This window comes from Paenibacillus canaveralius (assembly GCF_047238265.1).
GTDB lineage: Bacteria > Bacillota > Bacilli > Paenibacillales > NBRC-103111 > Paenibacillus_F.
Window position 1 is genome coordinate 2491579 of record NZ_JBDFMM010000001.1, and the last position, 20239, is coordinate 2511817.

21 protein-coding genes and 1 riboswitch are annotated in these 20239 nt (G+C 48.8%); of the genes, 9 read left to right on the forward strand and 12 right to left on the reverse strand.

Features of this window, described 5'->3' with window-relative positions; translation table 11 throughout:
* Nucleotides 1-160 precede the first annotated feature (160 nt).
* Nucleotides 161-700, reverse strand: a complete 540-nt coding sequence (locus ABC395_RS11495; RefSeq protein ID WP_413003130.1) for an NAD(P)H-dependent oxidoreductase — start codon at nt 698-700, stop codon at nt 161-163.
* A 257-nt stretch (nt 701-957) separates the two neighbouring features.
* Here ABC395_RS11495 and ABC395_RS11500 point away from each other — a divergent pair, with 257 nt between their 5' ends.
* On the forward strand, nt 958-1335 hold the full coding sequence (locus tag ABC395_RS11500) for a winged helix-turn-helix transcriptional regulator (protein WP_413003132.1): 378 nt from the start codon (nt 958-960) through the stop codon (nt 1333-1335).
* A gap of 56 nt (nt 1336-1391) precedes the next feature.
* Here the strand turns inward: ABC395_RS11500 and ABC395_RS11505 are convergent, their stop codons facing one another.
* Both ABC395_RS11505 and ABC395_RS11510 read right to left on the reverse strand, forming a co-directional pair.
* Nucleotides 1392-1526: a hypothetical protein gene (locus ABC395_RS11505; protein ID WP_413003134.1), complete on the reverse strand. Its 135-nt coding sequence runs from the start codon at nt 1524-1526 to the stop codon at nt 1392-1394.
* A gap of 62 nt (nt 1527-1588) precedes the next feature.
* Nucleotides 1589-2500: a stalk domain-containing protein gene (locus ABC395_RS11510; RefSeq protein WP_413003136.1), complete on the reverse strand. Its 912-nt coding sequence runs from the start codon at nt 2498-2500 to the stop codon at nt 1589-1591.
* Nucleotides 2501-2680: 180 nt separating this feature from the next.
* Between ABC395_RS11510 and ABC395_RS11515 the strand changes: the two genes are divergently transcribed.
* Nucleotides 2681-3130 (forward strand): hypothetical protein, encoded by a 450-nt coding sequence (locus ABC395_RS11515; RefSeq protein WP_413003137.1) that lies wholly within the window; start codon nt 2681-2683, stop codon nt 3128-3130.
* Nucleotides 3131-3613: 483 nt separating this feature from the next.
* Here ABC395_RS11515 and ABC395_RS11520 read toward each other — a convergent pair whose 3' ends face one another.
* On the reverse strand, nt 3614-4015 hold the full coding sequence (locus ABC395_RS11520) for a hypothetical protein (protein ID WP_413003139.1): 402 nt from the start codon (nt 4013-4015) through the stop codon (nt 3614-3616).
* 453 nt (nt 4016-4468) lie between these two features.
* The gene (locus ABC395_RS11525) at nt 4469-4912 is read right to left on the reverse strand and encodes an OsmC family protein (RefSeq protein WP_103996256.1); all 444 of its coding nucleotides are present in this window, start codon (nt 4910-4912) and stop codon (nt 4469-4471) included.
* Between the two features lie 459 nt (nt 4913-5371).
* On the opposite strand from ABC395_RS11525, the gene ABC395_RS11530 reads away from it, so the two are divergent.
* The 4 genes from ABC395_RS11530 (at nt 5372) to ABC395_RS11545 (ending at nt 10193) form a co-directional block, all read left to right on the forward strand.
* Entirely contained in the window at nt 5372-5953 is a 582-nt protein-coding gene (locus ABC395_RS11530) for an SUKH-4 family immunity protein (RefSeq protein WP_413003141.1), read from the forward strand.
* A gap of 956 nt (nt 5954-6909) precedes the next feature.
* Nucleotides 6910-7356: a macro domain-containing protein gene (locus tag ABC395_RS11535; RefSeq protein WP_413003143.1), complete on the forward strand. Its 447-nt coding sequence runs from the start codon at nt 6910-6912 to the stop codon at nt 7354-7356.
* Between the two features lie 315 nt (nt 7357-7671).
* Nucleotides 7672-7817, forward strand: a riboswitch (FMN riboswitch).
* A gap of 125 nt (nt 7818-7942) precedes the next feature.
* The gene (locus ABC395_RS11540; protein WP_413003145.1) at nt 7943-8941 is read left to right on the forward strand and encodes a DMT family transporter; all 999 of its coding nucleotides are present in this window, start codon (nt 7943-7945) and stop codon (nt 8939-8941) included.
* A 202-nt stretch (nt 8942-9143) separates the two neighbouring features.
* The gene (locus tag ABC395_RS11545; RefSeq protein WP_413003147.1) at nt 9144-10193 is read left to right on the forward strand and encodes a DUF1835 domain-containing protein; all 1050 of its coding nucleotides are present in this window, start codon (nt 9144-9146) and stop codon (nt 10191-10193) included.
* A 375-nt stretch (nt 10194-10568) separates the two neighbouring features.
* On the opposite strand, the gene motB is transcribed toward ABC395_RS11545, so the two are convergent.
* Both motB and motA read right to left on the reverse strand, forming a co-directional pair.
* Nucleotides 10569-11372, reverse strand: coding sequence for a flagellar motor protein MotB (gene motB, locus ABC395_RS11550; protein WP_413003149.1), 804 nt, complete (start codon nt 11370-11372; stop codon nt 10569-10571).
* Entirely contained in the window at nt 11365-12162 is a 798-nt protein-coding gene (gene motA / locus ABC395_RS11555; RefSeq protein ID WP_413003151.1) for a flagellar motor stator protein MotA, read from the reverse strand. Before motA ends, motB begins: the two co-directional genes overlap by 8 nt.
* A gap of 441 nt (nt 12163-12603) precedes the next feature.
* On the opposite strand from motA, the gene ABC395_RS11560 reads away from it, so the two are divergent.
* The 3 genes from ABC395_RS11560 (at nt 12604) to ABC395_RS11570 (ending at nt 15592) form a co-directional block, all read left to right on the forward strand.
* The gene (locus ABC395_RS11560; protein WP_413003152.1) at nt 12604-13686 is read left to right on the forward strand and encodes a VanZ family protein; all 1083 of its coding nucleotides are present in this window, start codon (nt 12604-12606) and stop codon (nt 13684-13686) included.
* A gap of 568 nt (nt 13687-14254) precedes the next feature.
* Nucleotides 14255-14770 (forward strand): NUDIX hydrolase, encoded by a 516-nt coding sequence (locus ABC395_RS11565; RefSeq protein ID WP_413003154.1) that lies wholly within the window; start codon nt 14255-14257, stop codon nt 14768-14770.
* A gap of 21 nt (nt 14771-14791) precedes the next feature.
* Complete coding sequence (locus tag ABC395_RS11570; protein WP_413003156.1) at nt 14792-15592, forward strand: SDR family NAD(P)-dependent oxidoreductase; 801 nt, start codon at nt 14792-14794, stop codon at nt 15590-15592.
* A 30-nt stretch (nt 15593-15622) separates the two neighbouring features.
* Here the strand turns inward: ABC395_RS11570 and ABC395_RS11575 are convergent, their stop codons facing one another.
* Genes ABC395_RS11575 through ABC395_RS11595 form a run of 5 tightly spaced genes read right to left on the reverse strand, consistent with a single transcriptional unit; the run spans nt 15623 to nt 20155 of the window.
* Nucleotides 15623-16747, reverse strand: a complete 1125-nt coding sequence (locus ABC395_RS11575; protein ID WP_413003158.1) for a Ger(x)C family spore germination protein — start codon at nt 16745-16747, stop codon at nt 15623-15625.
* Nucleotides 16744-17841, reverse strand: a complete 1098-nt coding sequence (locus ABC395_RS11580; protein ID WP_413003159.1) for a GerAB/ArcD/ProY family transporter — start codon at nt 17839-17841, stop codon at nt 16744-16746. The genes ABC395_RS11575 and ABC395_RS11580 overlap by 4 nt, the downstream gene beginning before the upstream one ends.
* Nucleotides 17831-19372, reverse strand: a complete 1542-nt coding sequence (locus ABC395_RS11585) for a spore germination protein (RefSeq protein WP_413003161.1) — start codon at nt 19370-19372, stop codon at nt 17831-17833. The genes ABC395_RS11580 and ABC395_RS11585 overlap by 11 nt, the downstream gene beginning before the upstream one ends.
* A gap of 53 nt (nt 19373-19425) precedes the next feature.
* Nucleotides 19426-19992, reverse strand: a complete 567-nt coding sequence (locus tag ABC395_RS11590) for a MerR family transcriptional regulator (RefSeq protein WP_413003163.1) — start codon at nt 19990-19992, stop codon at nt 19426-19428.
* Between the two features lie 25 nt (nt 19993-20017).
* Nucleotides 20018-20155 carry a MerR family DNA-binding transcriptional regulator gene (locus tag ABC395_RS11595; RefSeq protein WP_413003165.1) on the reverse strand — a complete coding sequence of 46 codons (138 nt, stop codon included), beginning with the start codon at nt 20153-20155 and terminating at the stop codon, nt 20018-20020.
* Nucleotides 20156-20239 lie beyond the last annotated feature (84 nt).

Here is a 20239-nt window from a genome sequence, read left to right on the forward strand (position 1 = left end):
TAATGATCAATCGGCGTACAGTACCGGGCCGTACGTACGATTTCGCGAAATTGGAAGGCAGTTGTTCTACCGGAACCGTTCGTTATTACGCCTGTGCCAATTCAGGTCAAAAAGAAAAGAGAACCCATTCGTTTGAACCGGCTCTCTTTACTTTTGCGGGTTAATCGACAAGGACCGCCCGGGGGCTGACAATGTACTTCACATAACGGCCGGCTTCCGCCTGAAGTGCCTCTTCGGACGCATCCGACAAATGAAAGGCTCCAAAAATCGGGAGAAAAACACCGTTGCATTTCAGAACCGTGCTCTGAATCGGCTTCATAAATTCGCTTAACGTGTGCCAGTTTGAGCCTCCCGAGCGGTATTGATTCTCGGTTCCGCCTACTGTTGTGGCGACCATGAATTCTTTTCCCGCCAAGTGGACGCCGTTCGTTCCGAATGCCCAGCCGTAAGTGAACACATCGTCAAACCATTTCTTCAGCAGGGGCGGCGAACTGTACCAGTACAGAGGAAACTGAAAAACAATCCGGTCGTGTTGAGTGAGCAGATGCTGCTCTTTCTCCACATCAATGGTCCACTCGGGATACTCCCGGTATAGGTCGCGGACATAGACGCCGGGGGCGGCAGAAGCTTTGCGGGCAAAAGCGCGGTTAACTCTGGAAGCCGTCAAGTCGGGATGAGCCGTAATCACCATGATTTTCATGATCGAGCATCCTTTCGAAATAAATTGGTAAATTCAGGGGGGGGATGATCACTCTCCCATTATTGTTTAGAATCTTATTTTTGAGAAGTAGGATTTTGAACGGAACTTAGTTTGTTTAATGGTACTCTCCAGTAAGGACGCTTGGTACGAAAAATAAGACTTAGTACGAAAAAGAGAAGTGCTTTTATTCATCGGACTGATTTGGTAAAGTAGCAGAAAAAGGAAGAGATTACGAAAGACACTGGAGGGGAAATAAAATGCCGCTAAAGGACCGGCTGCCGGGAACGACCGACGGAATTATGACGACGCTGGAGGTGATCGGCGGCAAGTGGAAGCCTTTAATTTTGTTTATTCTGCTTCATCAGGGCACCAAACGTTTCGGAGAACTCCGCAAGCTTCTCCCGTCCGTTACCCAGGGGATGCTGACCAATCATCTGCGCGAGCTCGAACGCGACGGACTGATCATCCGCAAGATCTATCAGGAGATTCCGCCGAAAGTGGAGTACTCGATGACACAACACGGGCGTACGCTGGGCACCGTACTTTCGGATATGTGCGGCTGGGGATTTATGCACCAGGAACATACTGAAAACAGCGGCAGGGATGAGGAGAGTAGAACGAGGGAGAATGACTGAGAAGAGCGAATAGGAGATCGACTGAGGCGGGTGCACGACTTTTTTTCGATGGGCGTTTATGAGGGGCTTTGATAAATCGAAAATTCTTCCTCGTACACCGAAATGTTCAAGACGGTACCGCCGGGTTTTGCGAATAGGAAAGAAGCTCCTTCGCTCTGATCGCTTAAGTAGTCCCAGCCGTTGTTTTTCATTAAAAAAGCTAACTCCTTTCTACAAAGGGGTTAGCTTTTTTATTTGCACCAACTGTATGGAATTAACCGCTGACTTCGACTTTGACGGTTTTATAGGCCGTGAAATCACCTTTTCCCAGCAAAATCGCATACATCACATCCGGTTTTTCACCAAGTGTCGTCCTCGCGGAACCGAGGCTGCTGCCGTTCTCATCCAAAAACGTAACGGTAATAACGGACTGAGGGGTTACGCTTGCATCGTTTGCTCCAAGTCCCGCTCTTACGACTGTAAACTCTCCGGATTTAACCATATTTAAAATCCCTAAAGTGACCTTGCCCTCCTTATCCCGGAACGTCGCTTCTTCTTTGTAATTAAAAACAGGACGGGGACTCGGGTTGGTTTGCTCCAAAGTAACAGCGGCATATCCGGTGATGTCTTTTTGGCTTGTCGTTTCAAAATTTACGATCTGTTCGGACTGGTTCAAAATATCAGGGATTTGGTAAGGCACTTTCTCCAGGACTTCCCCCTTGGCATTCCAGAAAACAAGATTCCCGCTTCCTTGGGTTATAGAGTAATCGACGGTCGGATTCATCGATTTCATAGCGTCAATGAATTTGTGATTCCAAGAGCCATGACCGATATAAAGCTTGCCGCTGATTTTGGAATGAGAACTTTCTTTGGAAACCGATATAAAGCCGGCCTTCGAATAAAGATTATTGGCGTCCACAATCGTGAAGCGGTTATCGATGGTAATGGTTTTGGACGGATGGTCATAAATAACGGCAGAATCCATACTTTCCGCAAGATAACGAATCGGCACATAAGCGCTTCCGTTGTAATTCAGCGTTTCTATAGATCCGTTCGGTGTTTTATTTTCACCGTTAATAACAAACTTCACCGGAAAAAGATACGCTTGGATGCTTTCCGACGCATAAACCGCCGTGGTAGCGGTTAAAGCGGCTCCGCAAACCAGACCTAATAAGAACTTTTTCAAAACTAAACACCCCTTATTTGTATGTGCATACATAATTAGACTTAATAGAACTGGTAAAAGTTGCATGATTTCGATGAACTTTTCTAATAGTTAAATAGAGATCATCGGAAAAATAGCAGGCGGCGTTTTTTTATAAGAACGGTGTGGGATATAATGGAAAAGTACGGAGGGGGTGAACCATTGAGGAAACCAATTGTCGTGATTTTGTTGCTTGGGGCAGCCGTCTATGCCGCAGCTTTTTTTAAATTTTTCGATAGAGAACCCATGCCTGGCCCGCCGAAAGCATTTATAAAAGAGACAGGTACCGAAGTGCCTGTACGAATGGTGTCATATAACTGGGGATTAGGAAAAGAAGGGTACGGATCGCCTTGGGTTAAAGTCCAAGATGAAGAAGCGGTCCTTGTGCCTAAACATTCCATCCTTACTTTTTCATTTGAAAAAGAGCCTGAAAGTATTCCTGAAATACGTCAGGTAATCAGTGACCAGGAGAATAAAAGAGTGGAAACGAAATCACCTTTTGAAGTAGTACTTCCGGATGAGGAAGGAGTTTATGTTTACAGCGTTGATGCCGATTGGAAGGATGGAGGCATTCAGTATGTGGTGAAGGTGGGGGTGGGAAGTACGCCATGAATTCGAGAATGCCCTATGAAAGAGGGGGAATCTGGATGTTTTTTCATCTATCATAATTAGTAATATAAGTAGGACTCTTTCAAGTAACATACATAGAGAATCCCCGACTCCAATAGAGCGGGGGTAACATTCAAGCAATCCAGGACGAACCGGATGTTCCGTCACTGTTCCGAATATATACGGTCCAGTTCCCAGTTGGGACAGGAGATGGTCCTAGAGTGCCATACGAGTATTGAGTTTCTGTTACATGCTGTCCCGGAGTAAGGTTACCGCTGTCCAAACATCTCCGTTGGGGAGTTTGACCGTATATGAGAAGCTTGTGAACCCTTGGTTATCCGAAAATACAAAGATAGGGGAGAAAAGCCTCCCGAAATACTTTCCCGCAGTTCAAAATGCCTTTACTAGTACGTCATAAGTAGTTGTTTGCCCGTTTTTATATACACTGTGTAAAGATACTCTAAACGAATTATAAATGTATTCCAATCACTCATTTACTTTATTCTGTTCAGCAATAAGAGCATCATAAACATTTTTCAGGTCTATAGATTTTACGGCTTTATATTCCTTGTCGTTTACCCTTAAATAAACCGTATCATAGTGTATCAGGTTGCCGATTTCTTGATTGTTTTTATCAAAGATGCGAAGCGTTGATCCGCCTGAAATTTCTGCGGAGCTGCCCGAAACATAGGAGACACTGCTTAATTGCGACCATAATTTATTAATTATTGTTTTATCAGATGTTGAGTAAAGTACACCGTTGCCACCATCTCGAATGTTAATACGATATATCTCATCTTTGATTAAATCCGTGGCTAAAAACGTTTTACTGCCGCATGCAGAAAAAAATAAAAGTGAAATAAAGATGATTACAAATTTAGTGTTCATATGCCCTCCAGTAATTATTGAAGCAGGATAACAATTACACTGTCCACTCTTATGTTCGCTAAAAACTCGACAACATTATTGTTTGTATCAAAGACTTGTTGGGGTTTAGAGAAACTATCTTTCACTACTCCATCCACAAGAAGGATTGCATATTTATTTCATTATAACGTGATAATACGTGAAAAACTGCTGCCTTCAATGCAGAATAATGAGTTCAACTTAATTATTCGAATGGTTGGAAAGAAGAAGGCTATTGATGGTGTCCGAGCGGAGGGGGAAAACGTGGAATTTTGGTTATGAAACATTGAATGATAAAAGGAAAAAGTATCATCAATCAATTGTGAAGTAGTACTCAGACGCTATATTTCGTAATAGCCTATACAATTTTAATTTTATAAAATTGACTGGAAACAAAAACACCCAAACAGGGTGCTAAGTAAATCTATCTTCAGATTAATTCTCGATTACAATACCGTTTAATTTGAGATTGACCAAATTAGCAATTGAATCACCAACAGGGCAAGTTTCTTCTAAAAATTGAATAAATTCTTCAACTCGTTCTCTGGGTGCGTCTGTTTTGATATAAAAAGTATAACGAATGTCAGAATAACCTGGACGCACATCGGATTTTTTAAAGAATCCATCCAAATCCAGATCCCCTTCGACCTCAACTCGAAAGTCATCAAGATTGATATCAAACTTTTTCGCATACACTCGTGCTACTATTGACTGACATGCACCTAACGAACCTAGAAGCGCTTCAACTGGATTCATTCCAGTATCCGTTCCTCCCAGACTTTTGGGTTCGTCAATAGTAAACTCAAAACTTCTTGAACTTACTTTTACAACAACACCTTCTTGCAAGTGTGCTGACGCCTTAAATGTTGTAGTAGCTATTTTACTCACTCCTTTGATTAAATAGATTCAAGATAATAATACCATATATTTCCGACCTATGATGTGCCCTGTTTTATAGTGTTGTTTTGAATGCAATCATACAATAAATGTTACTTTTATGGGAGTAAAAGCAGAATCGAGCATAGCAGTTTTATTCCTTAAATTGAACGAACATATAAAAAGCAAAAAACGTCTTGATTAAACCAGTAAAATAAAATAATACATAGTAAGGAGATGTTTTGTTGTGTGGTCCTTAGTACGAATTTGATGGATTCACAGCAGAAACTGACGCTGCCTACGTAGAATTTGATACCGCAGTCTGTCCGCTTACTCTGAAAAGCTTGAAAACACAGTTGGATTACAGGGGCTGTTGCCCAAATGGCATTCGGCTTCTTATCGGGGCAAATGTTTAAATAAAATAAAACACGGATTTTATAGGAAAAGAGAGGGAATAGAGCTTTGAATAATGCTGTTTTCTACGATCCGGATCTCGTTAGATCCGCCAATTTGCCCGAAAAGTTAGAGGAATTCTTGCTTAAGGAAGGGCTGCCTCTTATCAAATCCAAGGATGCCGTCTTGGGCATTAGGTTCCAATCGTTCGCGGATATGGGGCTTGTGTACGTTGGTGAAGGCAAACTGTTGCCCATCGGATACGAATGGGAGCCGGAAAGCTCAATTTTGGTGCTGGCTCAAGGTTCAGGACATCTACGTTCGTTCCATCCAGCCTCCGGGCAAACAGGATTCGTTAACTCAGATATCCATCTGTTTCTGTTATTCTTATCCTGCGTCCGATCTTTTATAGCAAATCACTCCGAAGATGATCAACCGACGATATGGACCGCGGAGGAAATGCTCGAACGGCTGGTTGCCTTCCAACGCGGCGAGATCGTTGCGCAGCGTCCGAACCGGCCGATCTTCAACCGTAAGGCGGAGTTGACAAGGATGCGCGCTATGTTTGAAGAGAAGGATGCGGCCAGTCTGGCAGACGAAGACCATTGGTGGAGCCGCGTGCTTGAGCAACTGGAAGACGGATTGTTATAGGACTTAGAAGACAGGACCAGAGAAGAAAGCATTTGGTTTTAAAAAACAATAAGCTTGAAGACTATGCAGTTTGGGTTGCCATTCAGAATGAGTTCGGAGTTACTCTGGAACCAAAACTGATTATGTTGACGCACTGGAGTAAGTGTATCAACTGAGTAGTAGCTTTAAAACATTATTAGTTAACGACGGTCGGAATGATATTAATATGCACCGTGTTTAATCTTCAAACAAATTATATACATTAATCAAAGACGTCTAATAACACCATAATCATCGATAAGTGAACTTGTTCCAGATACAAATTCTATACATAAGTTCCCTTATTCACTGCACTTGCTGAAATTAAGGTAGATTGTTGAAGAGATTCCAATATTAGAACTATATTTCACATTAATTAATAACAACTATCATCATTTGGTATACAACAAATCTACTATATATGAATACCAATGTCATGGGCAATTTGGCCAAATTTTATATGGTGCGAAATAATATAAAAATCTGTATTTTACATGATAAAAAGAAACAAAATATGAAAACTAATTAATCAAGAAGCTTTTAATGTGAGCTATTTTTAGCCTCACTTTCATAATAAAAAGGTTGATAAAAAATATTTTCAAGGAACCAATTACCACTTGATTATAGAACGTGTGTTTGGTGTATAATGAATAATACAAACGAATGTTCGCCTATAAAAGAAGAGCAATATATCTTCTAAGAAGAAACCCACTAGTATACTTTTCGATGCGGTCAAACCTACTTCAGCAATACAGCGATTTGGTTGATCGTGTAGTATCGATGAAATGTTTATTGACCGCACATACACATTACAACTCTTTGCCAACTCTGGCTGAAGAATTGGAGTTAGAAATCCCAAAACAAAATTACAAAATCAGGGTTAAAACTGGGCCATGATTTTTTGATTTTGCCGAGGTAACTATGAGAGGAGTAAGGATATGAGCGTAAAGATTGTCCAGGGAAATTTAATGGAGGCTACTGAAGATATTATTGGCCATCAGGTAAATTGTATGGGGGTTATGGGAGCGGGACTGGCTAAATTAATTAAGCGTGACTATCCAGAGGCTTTTAAGCAATATAAACTAGCATGCAGCAACAAAGGAGAGTTACTAGGTCGCTGTCAGATCGTTTCAACAAAGAATAAAAAATGCATTGCTAATTTGTTTGGACAATACGGATATGGAGTTCAAAAAAGACATACAGACTATGTTGCATTGCGTGGTGCATTAAATGAATTAAAGTCTTTGGCGATGAAGTCAGAACAGTCGATTGCTCTGCCCTACAATATTGGATGCGGATTGGCTGGTGGGGATTGGGATATTGTAGAACAAATCATTGAGGAAGTTTTCATTGATTACGATGTGGCACTATATAAGTTCGAATGAAAGTAGGAAAAGTATCGGGAAATGCGCTTTTCAGTTGCTTAGAAAGCAAAGAAAGCAGAGCATAAACCCCTTGCTTTTTTTATTTTAGAGTGTTAATATTTCAATTACAGTTAAGTGTCCTACGGTAAAAATTTGGCAGGATTTCGGTAGGATTCTGGTAGGATTTCGGCAGGATTTTGTCCGGAAATCAGATGATATCTGAGGCAACGCAGGTCATCAACTGTAACGGAGATTTGCCAAAAATCCAGTAATATCAAGGGTTTCAGCAACGAAACGACTACCAAAGGTCATCAAAAGGACATACGAAATTGAATATTGAACCTTCGGGGTAGGGTGAAAGTCCCAACCGGCGGTGATGGGTACGCAAGTACCTTAAGCCCGCGACTCCCGGCTGTTATGGCCGGGACTGACTTGGTGCGACTCCAAGGCCGACGGTAAAGTCCGGATGGGAGAAGGTGAAAAGCAGCTTCATTAAAATATACATTTTAATGAAGTCTGTTTGTCGATGCCCCCGTTGAATTTCCAGCGGGGGCATCGTCTCTTTTCAGAAGGTTCAATTCAAAACATTCCACAGGGGGTTTTTGAATTGGAAAATGCTTTAGGTCTCAACGGAAAGTCCGCTTTAACGAAGGGAAAAGGGATCAACGGCATCTGGTATGTCGCGCTGGGCGCCACGCTTTGGGGACTCGATCCGCTTTTCCGCATCCTGCTGCTGAAAAGCTTAACCTCGGCACAGATCGTGTTCATCGAACATCTGCTGCTCGCCTGCTACGCGCTTCCGGTCCTGATAAGATACCGTGAACAGTTGACCGGGAAACTGACGCTGGCTGTCATCGGCGCGCTGCTGTTCATTTCCTGGGGCGGTTCGGCAATCGCCACGATTTTGTTCACGTCGGCGTTTGCCCACGGAAGTGCGAATGCCGTTCTGCTTTTACAAAAGCTTCAGCCCTTATTCGCGATTACCCTGGCACGCGTACTGCTGAAAGAAGCATTGCCGGCCCGCTTTTTTAAATATATCGTATTCGCCCTCGCAGGCACCTATTTGCTGACGTTCGGGTTTCAATCCCCGTCGCTGGGCCTCAAAGATCTGGGCACCATGAGCTGTCTGCTGTCGATACTGGCCGCGATTCTCTGGGGGGGATCAACGGTCATGGGCAAATATTTGCTGCAAAAAAATCTCGATTTCCCGATCGTAACTTCGCTCCGGTTTTTACTGGCCATTCCGCTGCTGTTTATCGTTCTCATGGCGAGCGGGGATGCCTGGCAGCTTCACAAAGGAACGGGCGAATGGGCACTTATCATCGTGAACATGCTGTTCCAGGCGTTTTTCCCGGGACTGATCAGCATGCTGCTGTACTATAAAGGGTTGTCCTCGACAAAGGCGTTTCTCGCGACAATCGCGGAATTGTCTTTCCCGGCCGTAGGTGTCCTAATCAACTGGCTCGTATTCGATCAGGCCCTGACAATCGGGCAGCTGGTAGGCTTCCTTCTGATCTGGTCCACGCTGTGGTTTATGGGACGCACTCCCGAAAGCAAAGACACCGCGTCCGCTGCCAAAGAGAAGCTCGACGCCTCGACCGTGTAATTGCAGCGCGTTAAAAAGACTGCCGATAAGGCAGTCTTTTTTTGTGTCCGCTTAGGAGAAGATCCTTCCTATTTGGCCCAAGGCCAGCGGAATGAAGGCAGACGCATTCGGTGGTATAGCCGGATTTGCGGAAGGATGCTATGCTGAAACAAGCGGGTACCATTATTTAACATAACTGATCCTTATAAACGAGGTGTATCACTTGCAAAGAACGAATTTGCTCGATGAACTTTACGCCCTTCATCCCAATGAGACCAAAGGTCTGCTTCTGCAGATACTGGAGCAAGCAGAGCGTTACGACGAATTGCTGGAGAAAGAGCATACGCTCCAAAAACAAATTTTAGAGATATGGAACGGACACTTGGCCAGAAAACGGGCAGAAACCGAAGGGAAACGGGGCCATGTTCACATTGTGATGGGACTGTCCGACGCGGGAGCTTTAAAATGCGCGCTCAGCACACTCGGCCGGAGGAAAGAAAGCGAGATACTCGCATTCAACGACTGTTTTTCCGAAGGACCGATTTCGAAGCTGGAGACGGAGGAAGGGCGAAAGTACCGGTTGGAATGGATATCCGAACGTTTCAGGGGATACATGCATGCCCAGTTTACCGGAATCCGGCATGGTTTAGATACCGTGCTGGAAGCATTGCGCGGCATACCGGCCGATAAGGAGATTACGATCTGGACAGGCTGGCACGCCCATGAGCAGATCGGGATGCGTCTTGCCCTCGCTGTCCTCGGGGACGTGCCGAATCATGTCTATATCGGCCATATTTCCGAGTTGTATGAAGAGATAGCGGGCCGTTTTGATCCGGTACCGCATTCCTACGCATTCGGTTTTCTGACCATGGAAGCGATTGAAGAAATCGTTCGTTTGCATGAAGAGCGGAAACAGCCTTTATCCTTGGAGGCGCGGCAAGCTTACATCCGGGAATGGGAGGAGCTTTCGGCAACGAAAGCGAAGCTTCATCTCTGGTCGGACGGCAAAATAGTGCAGGCTGAAGAAGACATCTATGACGAAGCGCTTATGACACTCGTCGGACAAATGCTGCGCGGCGGAATGGATGGCGAACAGAAATTCATCCCGGCCAACCGGGTGATTATGGAGGCGCTGGAGCGCTGGGAGAACGCAGTTATGGTTGAATTTATCGAATACCGGCTGTGGACGTTAATTAGCGGCGGGCGGTTGAAGTTCAAAGGAGTGCCGGCGGCCATGCAATCCTATGGAGTGGCTTTGGCCGAGTCGCCTTGATAGGCAAAAAACTCTTCGGCTGTTATGGAGTGGACGCGAAACCCGGGGCTTGAAAAACGACGGCGGCAAGAGAGAGCAAGAGAGGAGATCTGAGGCATTGAGAAGGCTTAGAGAGCAGGAGACGGTAGGAGTAGTAAAAGGCCGACCTTTCAATACCGGGAATCGCCCGTCTTCCTTTGCGATGAAGCAGTTCACGGCGGCAGTCCGATAAGGCTCCCACGCAAGCGCAAGGAAACCGGGTGAATCCGGAATTTCTCCGGCAGAATAAATCCCGGGGGACAGTCCGTCCCTGCATGGCCAGCAGAATCCCGCGCACCGCTCCGGCGGCAAAAAAGCAGGTTCCCCGCATAACCGGGAACCTGCTTTTTAATAGTTTTATTCACCCGCGGCGGCGCTTTTCTTCACATCCGACGCCTTGATGCCGCGCATAATGCTTACCTCGACGCGGCGGTTTTTGGCCCGGCCATCGGCCGTTGCGTTTGAATCCACCGGCCGGTACTCGCCGTATCCGATCGAACGGAAACGGCTCGGGTCGATTCCGTTATTTTCAAGCAAAATCTTCATGAAATTCAGAGCCCGTCTGGAGCTTAAATCCCAGTTCGAATCAAATTCCTTGTTGTTGATCGGCACATTGTCCGCATGTCCGGCCACTTCGATCCGGTATTTCGGATATTGGCTCAACATATCCGTCATGGCCTGGGCCAGACGGCGCGATTCGGGTTTGATGACGGCTGACCCGGAGGCGAACAAGGCCTTATCCTGGATGGTGATCATGAGCTGGTCGTCGGTCAAGGTCGTTGTCAGCTCGGAGCCCAGCTTGTTGTCCATGATGTATTGATCGAGCTTCTGCTTAAGCTGCTCCAGATCGGCCTGTTCGGCCTCGTACTGCTTTTGCAGCGCTTCGCTTTCCGACGGATTCGGGTTGTCGTGCTGCTTGAGTGCGGTACTGGTATCCCGGTTCAGAGGGATTTTAGCCGAAGTTTCGAACGTTCCGGTTCCCCCGGTAAAAGCCGAGTTCAAAGCTCTCATGATGCTGTCGTATTTTTTCGAGTCCACCTGACTGGAAGCGAACAAAATGATGAACAAGGCCAGCAGCAGCGTCAGAAGGTCGGCGTAGGGGATGAGCCAAGACTCATCCACATGCTCCTCATGATGTTCCTTCCTGTGCTTTTTACTCATCGTCCGTACCCGCTTGTTTCGAAGTGCCTTCGTCTTCGCGCTGGGAGCTCGGTACGAAAACAAGCAGCTTTTGTTTGACGGCGGAAGAGGAAATGCCGGCTTGAATGGACAGAAGGCCTTCCACCATCATCAGTTTCAGGGTGACTTCTTTTTTGGATTTCTGCTTGAGTTTATTGGCAATGGGATGCCACAAAACATAACCGGAAAAAATACCGAGAAGAGTCGCGACGAACGCCGCGGAAATCAAATGGCCGAGCTTCTCGATTTCGTTCAGGTTGCTCAGCGCCGCGATAAGGCCGACAACCGCTCCCAATACCCCCAGGGTAGGGGCGTATGTTCCCGCTTGGGTGAAAATTTGAGCGCCGTTCCGGTGACGCTCTTCCATTGCCGCAATATCTTCCATTAACACTTCGCGTACGAAGTCCTGATCGTTGGCGTCGATAATCATCCGCATTCCGCTTTTAAGGAAAGGATCGTCGATTTCGTTCACTTTTTCTTCGAGAGAAAGCAGACCTTCACGGCGGGTAAGAGCCGTCCAGTCCGCGACCATGTTAATGAGGTCTTTTTTTGGCATAAGTTTTTGCTCGGTGAAAACGATTTTCATCAGTTTAGGGAAATTTTTAAGTTCTTCGCCCGAAAATCCGATAAATAGCGTGGCTGCCGTTCCGACGAAAATAATGAGCAGAGCGGCCGGGTTGAACAGAGCAGTCAAACTGGCTCCTTTCAAAACCATGCCGACGCCTACGGCGATGATAGCCAAAATAATACCAATGATAGAAGATTTCTCCAAGATTCGCGCACCTCTTCGTTGTAGGTTGTATGACCTATATCGACAAAGGTACTCGTAAAGTTAACAGTTATTTTCAAGTTCCCGCAAGCGTCACAAAAATCACACAAAATGGCGTTAAATCGGGTTTTTTCGTCATTTTTGGATCGTTTTGAAAAGGAATATCCCTTTTGTCCGGCGAAGGGTTTCCGAATAATTTTGACTCCGTTCGACATGACTCGCGTCTCGGATCAGAACCTTTTTATAGGCCCGTTCGTTAAAAGTATAGCCCTTTTTTATTCCGGCTTCGGCGATGCCCGGCCTTTTAGTGATGCTTTCTGAATGTTTCGATATGTAAGAGCACATACGCGTATATGAAACCGCTGCTCTTGGCATGATGTGCATAGCGGCATAACTTGTGCTAAAATCAATTTTTCACCCAATCTCTTACAGCAGGTGTTTATAATGCTCAGTTTCTATTTGTTTCCGATTTCGTATGCGTTTTTGTCGTTTCCCGTCGCGGCAGTTCTGTTCACGCTCCCGTTTCTGATCGTCCAGTACCGCAAGTACGGGTATGTCCATTTTTACAGGGCGCTGCTGCTTTACTTGTTTCTTCTGTACATGATGAACGCCTTGTTTCTGATTATTCTGCCGCTGCCTCCGAGCATCCATAATACGCCTCCGGCGGCAAGGTCGTATGCCCAGTGGATTCCGTTTCACTTTCTGGAAGACATCGTGAAGGAAACGGCCGTGGTAGCGGATCAGCCCCGCACGTATCTGCATCTGTTGAAGGAACGGGCGTTTCTTCAAGTGGTGTTTAACGTGCTGCTCACCGTGCCGTTCGGTATTTTTTTGCGGTATTATTTCCGTACAAGCTGGGTCAAGTGTCTGTTGTTCTCGCTGGGGCTGTCTCTGTTTTTCGAGATCACGCAGGTAACCGGGCTGTACGGCATCTACGATTATCCGTACCGGCTGTTCGATGTCGACGACCTGATGATGAATACGGCGGGGGGATTGATCGGATATGTCGCTGCGGAATGGCTGTCATCCCTGCTGCCTAAGATCGAATCGCTCGATGACAAAGTGGATCTGGCGGTCAAACGTGTCACTTACACCAGGCGGGGGCTGGCATTTCTGTTCGACTGGTTCGTGATGAGTCCGGTACTTGCGATTCTGGCCGTACTGAACGTTCCGGTTCCTTATGCGGCAGGTGTCGTGCTGTATTTTATCGTGCTGCCTTATTTCACGAACGGCCAGACGCTCGGCAAATGGATCGTCCGCATCCGTATCAAAGGCAAATCAGATAAAATTACACTGTACGAACTGTTCGTCCGGTACGGGTTGCTGTATCTCTTCGTCGGGGGGCTAAACCAGCTCTATGTCCGGGCGGGGATCGAAAATCTTCCCGATATCCTGATGGTCGTTGCGACGTTCGCCATGTTCCTGTTTAATGCCTGGTTCGCTATTCACGTTCTGCGCTGCGTGTTCAACCGGAACCGCCAGCTGTTTTACGAGAAGAAAAGCGGAACACGGCACATAATTAAATAGGAGGGCGAAAATTCAACGGAACTCATCCGGCCTTTTGTTTCTCCGTTTGTAAGCCTAGCAGCCTCAGTCCTATTTACCGGGATTGGGGTTGTTTGCGCTGGCCGGGCAGTCGGAAAATGCGCTGAATTTGGCACGCAGGAACCTTTATCCTTGGAAGTTTCTATTTTGCATCTGAAAGCGCTATATTAAAAAGAGAACCAAATGAAGGCGCTTACTGTTTGTGCCATACTAGGAAGAACCGGAAGGGAAGAAGCCCGTCAATATGCGGAAAACGGGAGTGAAAAAGGCCCCCGATACGTCGCCGCACGGAGTCAGCTTGGACTGACTTGGCAGTGATGGCCGATTATTTGCCACAGCAAATAGCCTGTCTGAGACGACTTCCGAATGGGAGCCTGTATGCCAGCAATACGCCTCAAAGGCGAGGTGACCCTCCGGAGGCAAATAAAGGAGCACGGAGGTGAACTGATATGAATCGAGGTAAACCGAGATGTAGTCAGATGAACTCAGATGAACTCATATGAACTAATATGAACTCATATGAACCCAGATGAACGGAGGTGAACATACAGTGAGTTCCAAAACGATCGAGGCCGACTGGGGCGGTCATCTTGTCAAGCTGACCTGGATGTCGACGGAAGCGCCTCCCTCCAAGGACGTCACAAGCGTACACGCTGTCTGCTTCTACGAAGGCAACATATTGCTAGTCCGCGTTAAGACGAGGGGCTTCAATCTCCCGGGCGGGCATGTGGAAGCGGAAGAGACTCCCGAAGAAGCTTTGCGCCGCGAGTGCTTGGAGGAAGGCTGCGTAGAAGGACGAATCCGCCCGGTCGGAATGATTGAAGTGAGCCATGAGCACAATCCGAATTTCGATCCAGCGGGCAAATATCCGCTCATCGGTTATCAGGTTTTTTACCGGATGGATATTACCTCCCGTCACCCGTTCACCCGGGACAACGAATGTACGGCCCGCATCTGGGTCGAGCCCGGTGAGCTTCCTCATGTGATCGAGGACCACGAACTAATCCTCTGCGCTGTGGAAGCGGCGCTGAACAGCGGCTCAGCCGGCTGGCTCCCGGACAATTGAAGAGACGAAGGAGGAGATGACATGCCCGAAAAACAGAATGGTCCCAAACCCGCCGTACTCGTGACGGGAGGAAGCACCGGAATCGGCAGAGGAATTGCCCTTGAGTTTGCCGCCGCCGGTTACCGGGTCGCGATAACCCATTATGGGGATAAGGATGCAGCCGCAGCCGCGGCCGCGGCCCAAGAAATCTCCCGCTTATCCGGCGATGCATGCAGAGTGATCGAAGGAGATTTGAGGAAGCTCGAGACTGCGGAAGCGACTATAGGGGAAGCGCTGCAAATCCTCGGCCGCCTAGACGTTCTCGTGAATAATGCCGGAATCGGATTGTACGGGCGCATACAGGAACTCCCTGCCGATAATCTGGATAACTTGTACGGGCTGAATTTCCGCGCGCCGCTTCTGCTGATGCGGGATGCGTCCCGCCAAATGATTCACCGGGGCATCCGGGGCTGCATCCTGAACATTACCTCTTCCCGGGCCGAGCGGGCGTATCCGGGTGATGCCGCCTACGGCGGCCTTAAAGCCGGATTGAAGAGGGCTTCCGAAGCCGCCGCGCTCGATCTGGCGCCCTATGGAATCCGCGTCAACTGCCTGGCTCCGGGAGCCGTCCTGGTACGGGAGCCGGAACCGGAGGCGGACAAATTCGCCGAGACGGTACCTCTGGGCAGAATAGGGCTGCCGGACGATATCGGCCCAGCTGCGGTGTGGCTGGCGTCCGGGCAGGCGTCGTATGTGACCGGCATATCTCTGCGGATAGACGGCGGCTTGATCCTGCCGGGGATGCCGGAGGACGGCAGCGCCTTCTGGAATCCGCGAGGCTAGTATCAACCCGGACAAGAAGCTCGGGAGGACTCAGTTGAATACACCCGAGCCCACAATTCGGACTGTCACTTTCGGGTGAAACCGGACGTTTTTATACTCCTGTTCCCAGTCCATGGATTTCCATAATGCCGGATGGTGGGCGATGATCCGTCTGCCGATGCCGAACGCGTCGCAGCCGCTTTCCTGAAGCTTCCGGATGACGGCTTCGGCGTCCCGGGTCAGCAGATCGGACAAATCTTTGTTGAGCCGGTTTACCGTATCCTTCTCATGCAGATGATCTTCGGCAAACTCCGTCACTTTAACCGGCAGGTTCAGGTCCAGATAAACATCCACATGGCGGTCCCGGACCTGAACCTTCATTTTTCGCTTGCTTTTTTGTCCCCCGGCATCGAATGTGATGTAATTCTCCAGATTGTGCCGGTCTCCTTCTTTGATTTTCCGCACAAATCTTGCGGTTTTTTTATGTGCGCCCATGAGAAGCGAATACAGAATGGATTCTTCCACGTTCAGGCTGCCGGTCATCCGCTGATCGTGAAACAGGGCGTTCCCGATGGCCGCGACGTTTTTTCCGTCCTGCTTCAGGTAGGGAAGCACGAAATCCTGGCCGGGATCCAGCAGCATCACGAGCATCGTTTCCAGCGACAATTCGGGAAAAATGCTCATCTCCTCCAGGCTTTCGATTTTCCTCGTAATAAATTCACCGATTAGAATGCTGCCGACCTTCTTCAACCGGAGCGTTTCATTCGCTGTCCCGTCTACGACGGCGACTTTAACACGGGAAGTCGGATTGCGCGGGTCGCGGTACAAAATATCCAGGTACGGATACAGATCCTTTTCCGCCACACTACGGCCGAACAGCATAAAGCCGTATTTAAAGTACCGGATATCGCCGGTCACCTTAGTCCGGATAATATCGCTTGTCTGCCGGACGGAATAACCAGATCCGGACTCCACTTCGTTTTTCGCCGCCCCCTGCTGCTCGGTCTGTTGGGGCTCATCGACGACTTCGATCGTCTGCATCAGTTCGCCGTCGGGCGTAAGATCATACCCCGATCCGTATCCCAAGCGGGCATCTCTCAAGCTGTCCTCGTCCCAGCAGCCCGGCAGGACGGCGAGCAGAAGCAGTACGGTCCCGATGCGACCGGTCCGTTTCATGCGGGATCACCTTCTTTCTTTTTAAAGACATAAGACAGGAGCAGGAGCAGAAGCGGAAAGCCGATCAGGAAAAAATAAGCCGACGCGTCGGCGATATGCGAAAAAAAATCGAACTGTTCTTTCGTCTGCGGCAGATAGGCGATCACACAGGAAATAATGACCGCGAAGGGCGCGGCTTTTTTGTGATTGTTATGCTTCAGCAGATGGCCGATCCCGTAAGCGGCCGCATAGCAGTAACCCGTCATGGAGGCCACCATGGAAATCATCCAGATGGGGAGAAACAGCAGATCCGCCCGGTCCATCGCCCCGAAGGGCAGGGAACGGAGCAGATACATGACCGGTTCCGGAATCATGTTCAACTGAGGGGGACTGAAAACGGACATGCAGGTAAATACCGTGAAGGCGTAAAACAACACGACAAACCAGGTGCCGGCCGAAACGGCTTTCAGTTTGCCCGCATGGTTTCCTTTGACATAAGGATAAATGATGAGAATCAGCTCGAACCCGTACATGGCTGTAATCGTTTCTTTCGAGCTTAGAACGATATTCCAGATTCCCGCCTCGTTAAGCGGAAGCAGGTACAGGAAATTCGCGCGGTGCACGCCGTATCCGATCAGGAATATCATTGGCCCGATGAGAAACGTGAAAAGAATAAAAATACGGGTGATCGTGCGGAACGTGCCCCGGATCAAATAAACGCCCGTCAGCATAAACAGGAACAGCACCGCCCAGCGAGGAGTGCTCTGGAGAATCCAGCGGTTGATGATATCGAACGCGCCCATCATGACGACGCCACCGACCAGTAGGAAGTAAGCGACGTAGGCAATTCCGATCAAAGCGCCCGCATATCGGCCCGTTACGGCGGTCGCGATCCGGAACACGCTGTAGGTTGGGAACCGTTTCATCAGCATCCACATCATAACCAGGATCACCTGGAGGAAGAGGCCGGCGATCAGAACGGAAATCCAGCCTCCGCCTTTGGCCAGCTGGTGAAGCCGGTACGGCAGGGACAGAATTCCGACCCCGATCTGGAGTTTAATAATGAGCAGAAAAAGCTGGCCTTGCGAAATGGTGTCTCTGGGTTCAATTTTCATCCCGTTTCCAGCTCCTTGAGGTCGCCTTTTCTTGCTTCATGATTTTGGGATTCGCGTCATGGGGACGCGCGTTGAGCAGCCAAGAAGGAAACCGGACAAGCACGTCCTTCATATCTTTAATTCTCAGCGGTGCGAAAGGAGAAAAGTAGGGCGTGCCGAAAGACTCCAGCTTGCACAAGTGGATCGTCAGGAGCATCAGTCCGAAAGCGATCCCCACGTAACCGAAAATAGAAGCGGCGATCATCAGCGGGAAGCGCAAAATCCGGACGGCCGAGCTCATTTCATGGGACGGGACGAGAAAAGAGGCGATGGCGGTCAGCGAAACGACGATAATCATCGTGTAGGAAACGAGCCCGGCCCGCACGATGGCATCCCCGATGACCAAACCCCCGACGATGCCGATCGTCTGTCCGACCCGGCTGGGCAGCCGGATACCCGCCTCGCGGAGCAGCTCGAATATGAGTTCGAGCAGCATAGCCTCAACGATAGCGGGAAAGGGGACGCGCTCCAGCGAGCTTTTGATCGTATGAACAAGCTCCAGCGGTAAAATGTCGGGATGGAAGGAAACCGTCCCGATGTAAAGAGCCGGAAGCGTGAACGCCAGCAGAAAGCTGAACATCCGGATCATCCGGACAAAAGAGCTGACGATCCAGCGCCCTTCGTAGTCATCGGGAGACTGATAGAAGGCGAAGAAGGTAACGGGAGCGATAAGGACGGTCGGATTTCCGTCCGTAAGAATCGCCACGCGTCCCTCCATTAAATTGGAAGCGGTCCGGTCCGGACGCTCGGTGGCCAAATGCTGCGGAAACATGGAGAACGGATGATCTTCCGTAATCTCCTGAACGATTCCCGTAGTCAGTACGGCATCGGCGGAGATGGCCCGGATCCGTTCTTCGACTTCCCGAACCAGCTCATCATTGGCGATATTTTTCATATAAACGACGGCTATCCGGGTTTGCGTTTGCGTGCCGGCCAGGAAATAGCGGACCGTCAAATAAGGACTTGAGATCAGCTTGCGGATCAGAAACAAATTTACGTTCAAAACTTCAATGAAGCCGTAATGAGGACCCCGGATCACGCCTTCGTTTTCGGGTTCTTCCACACTCCGTTTGTAAACGGCTTCCGTCGCCAAAACATAAAACCCCTGTAAGCCCTCCAGAAAATAAACGCATTTTCCCTGAATTAAAGCTTGAACGGCGTTATCCAGCGGAGTTTCACGGGACGTTTCCAAAATGTTAAACAAGTTATCCGTCTCCTGCCCGGTATTTTCGTGCAGAGGCCGGACCACATGAAGCTGGATTTTATCCTGATCGACCAGGGATTCGAGGTAAACCAGCGTCCCGTCCCGTCCGGCGAAAGGCAGGGGCTGCCGCTTTAAATCTTCCGTATGGCAGAGAGCATGCTGAAGGTAACCGATATTGACGGCAATCGAATCGGAGGCCGGAGGGGCTTTTACCGGGTCCGGTGCAGCAGGATGATTCCCCTGTCCCTGGCTCCGGGCCGCCCGGAGAAGCTTGCGATAAAGACTCATGGACCACACACCCTTGGATTCGTTATCCATAAGGTGCTCCAACGGGATTGCCATTATTCCCTAGGAGAGGGGGAAAGCGGCACATTCAGCCTTTCGCACAGCTTGTACACGCAGTAAGCGCCCTTGAGCTGATGCCCGTTCATCCGCTCAAGATACCGGAGCGAATCGCGTGCGATGGTTTTGGCCGCTTCCAGGTTGCCGGGATCCAGAAGCCCGATCGCCCGTTTCAGCTCCGCAAGCTCCGAAGAATAAACGGCCTGCCGGAGCGTGTGGATTAGCCGGATTTTCCGCACCTGATGCGGGGTGAACGTCCTGTAGCCGTTAGCCGGATTCCGGTCGGCGGTGATGAGTCCTTCTTTCTCCCAGTAACGGATTGCGGAACGCGGGATGCCGGTTTCCTCCGAAACCCGGCCGATGCTTTTTCCGCCGCATTCAGGCTCTGCCGGGGGAGATTCGGCCTCTCCGCTTTCCAGATAAGCGAGCGTGTCGTCGGCTGACTTCTTATCCCGGTAGAGAGCGGCCTGCGCCCCGGTCATGCACCAGAGTGCGGAGTTCCACTCTCCTTTCTGGAGCAGACGCAGCACCTCTGCGGTCACGTCCATGCCGAAGCCGGGCGACATCGCTTGTATGCATTCGAAATAAGCTTCATGCAGACTCCGTGTAAGTCCGGTGTCCGGCAGCGGTCCGTTCGGCGGGAGGGACAAGTCCCGCCGCTTCGTAATTTCTTAAAGCGCTGGTGCTGACGTTCAGCTTGCGCGCGATATCGACGGGTCTGAAATTCATAAGTTTGACCTCCGCTCCAATCTAAACCTTCAAGTCAGGTTATAAGTATTTTATCAGATAAGGCAGGAATACAAAGGAGTTTGT

Bases quoted from the DNA above. Each gene is read 5' to 3' on its own strand.
- ABC395_RS11520 (WP_413003139.1), bottom strand. From the start codon at position 4,015: ATGAACACTAAATTTGTAATCATCTTTATTTCACTTTTATTTTTTTCT.
- motB (WP_413003149.1), bottom strand. From the start codon at position 11,372: ATGAGTAAAAAGCACAGGAAGGAACATCATGAGGAGCATGTGGATGAG.
- ABC395_RS11570 (WP_413003156.1), top strand. From the start codon at position 14,792: ATGCCCGAAAAACAGAATGGTCCCAAACCCGCCGTACTCGTGACGGGA.
- ABC395_RS11505 (WP_413003134.1), bottom strand. From the start codon at position 1,526: ATGAAAAACAACGGCTGGGACTACTTAAGCGATCAGAGCGAAGGAGCT.
- ABC395_RS11580 (WP_413003159.1), bottom strand. From the start codon at position 17,841: ATGAAAATTGAACCCAGAGACACCATTTCGCAAGGCCAGCTTTTTCTG.
- ABC395_RS11590 (WP_413003163.1), bottom strand. From the start codon at position 19,992: ATGTCGCCCGGCTTCGGCATGGACGTGACCGCAGAGGTGCTGCGTCTG.
- ABC395_RS11585 (WP_413003161.1), bottom strand. From the start codon at position 19,372: ATGAGTCTTTATCGCAAGCTTCTCCGGGCGGCCCGGAGCCAGGGACAG.
- ABC395_RS11560 (WP_413003152.1), top strand. From the start codon at position 12,604: ATGCTCAGTTTCTATTTGTTTCCGATTTCGTATGCGTTTTTGTCGTTT.
- ABC395_RS11575 (WP_413003158.1), bottom strand. From the start codon at position 16,747: ATGAAACGGACCGGTCGCATCGGGACCGTACTGCTTCTGCTCGCCGTC.
- ABC395_RS11595 (WP_413003165.1), bottom strand. From the start codon at position 20,155: ATGAATTTCAGACCCGTCGATATCGCGCGCAAGCTGAACGTCAGCACC.
- ABC395_RS11495 (WP_413003130.1), bottom strand. From the start codon at position 700: ATGAAAATCATGGTGATTACGGCTCATCCCGACTTGACGGCTTCCAGA.
- ABC395_RS11500 (WP_413003132.1), top strand. From the start codon at position 958: ATGCCGCTAAAGGACCGGCTGCCGGGAACGACCGACGGAATTATGACG.
- ABC395_RS11535 (WP_413003143.1), top strand. From the start codon at position 6,910: ATGAGCGTAAAGATTGTCCAGGGAAATTTAATGGAGGCTACTGAAGAT.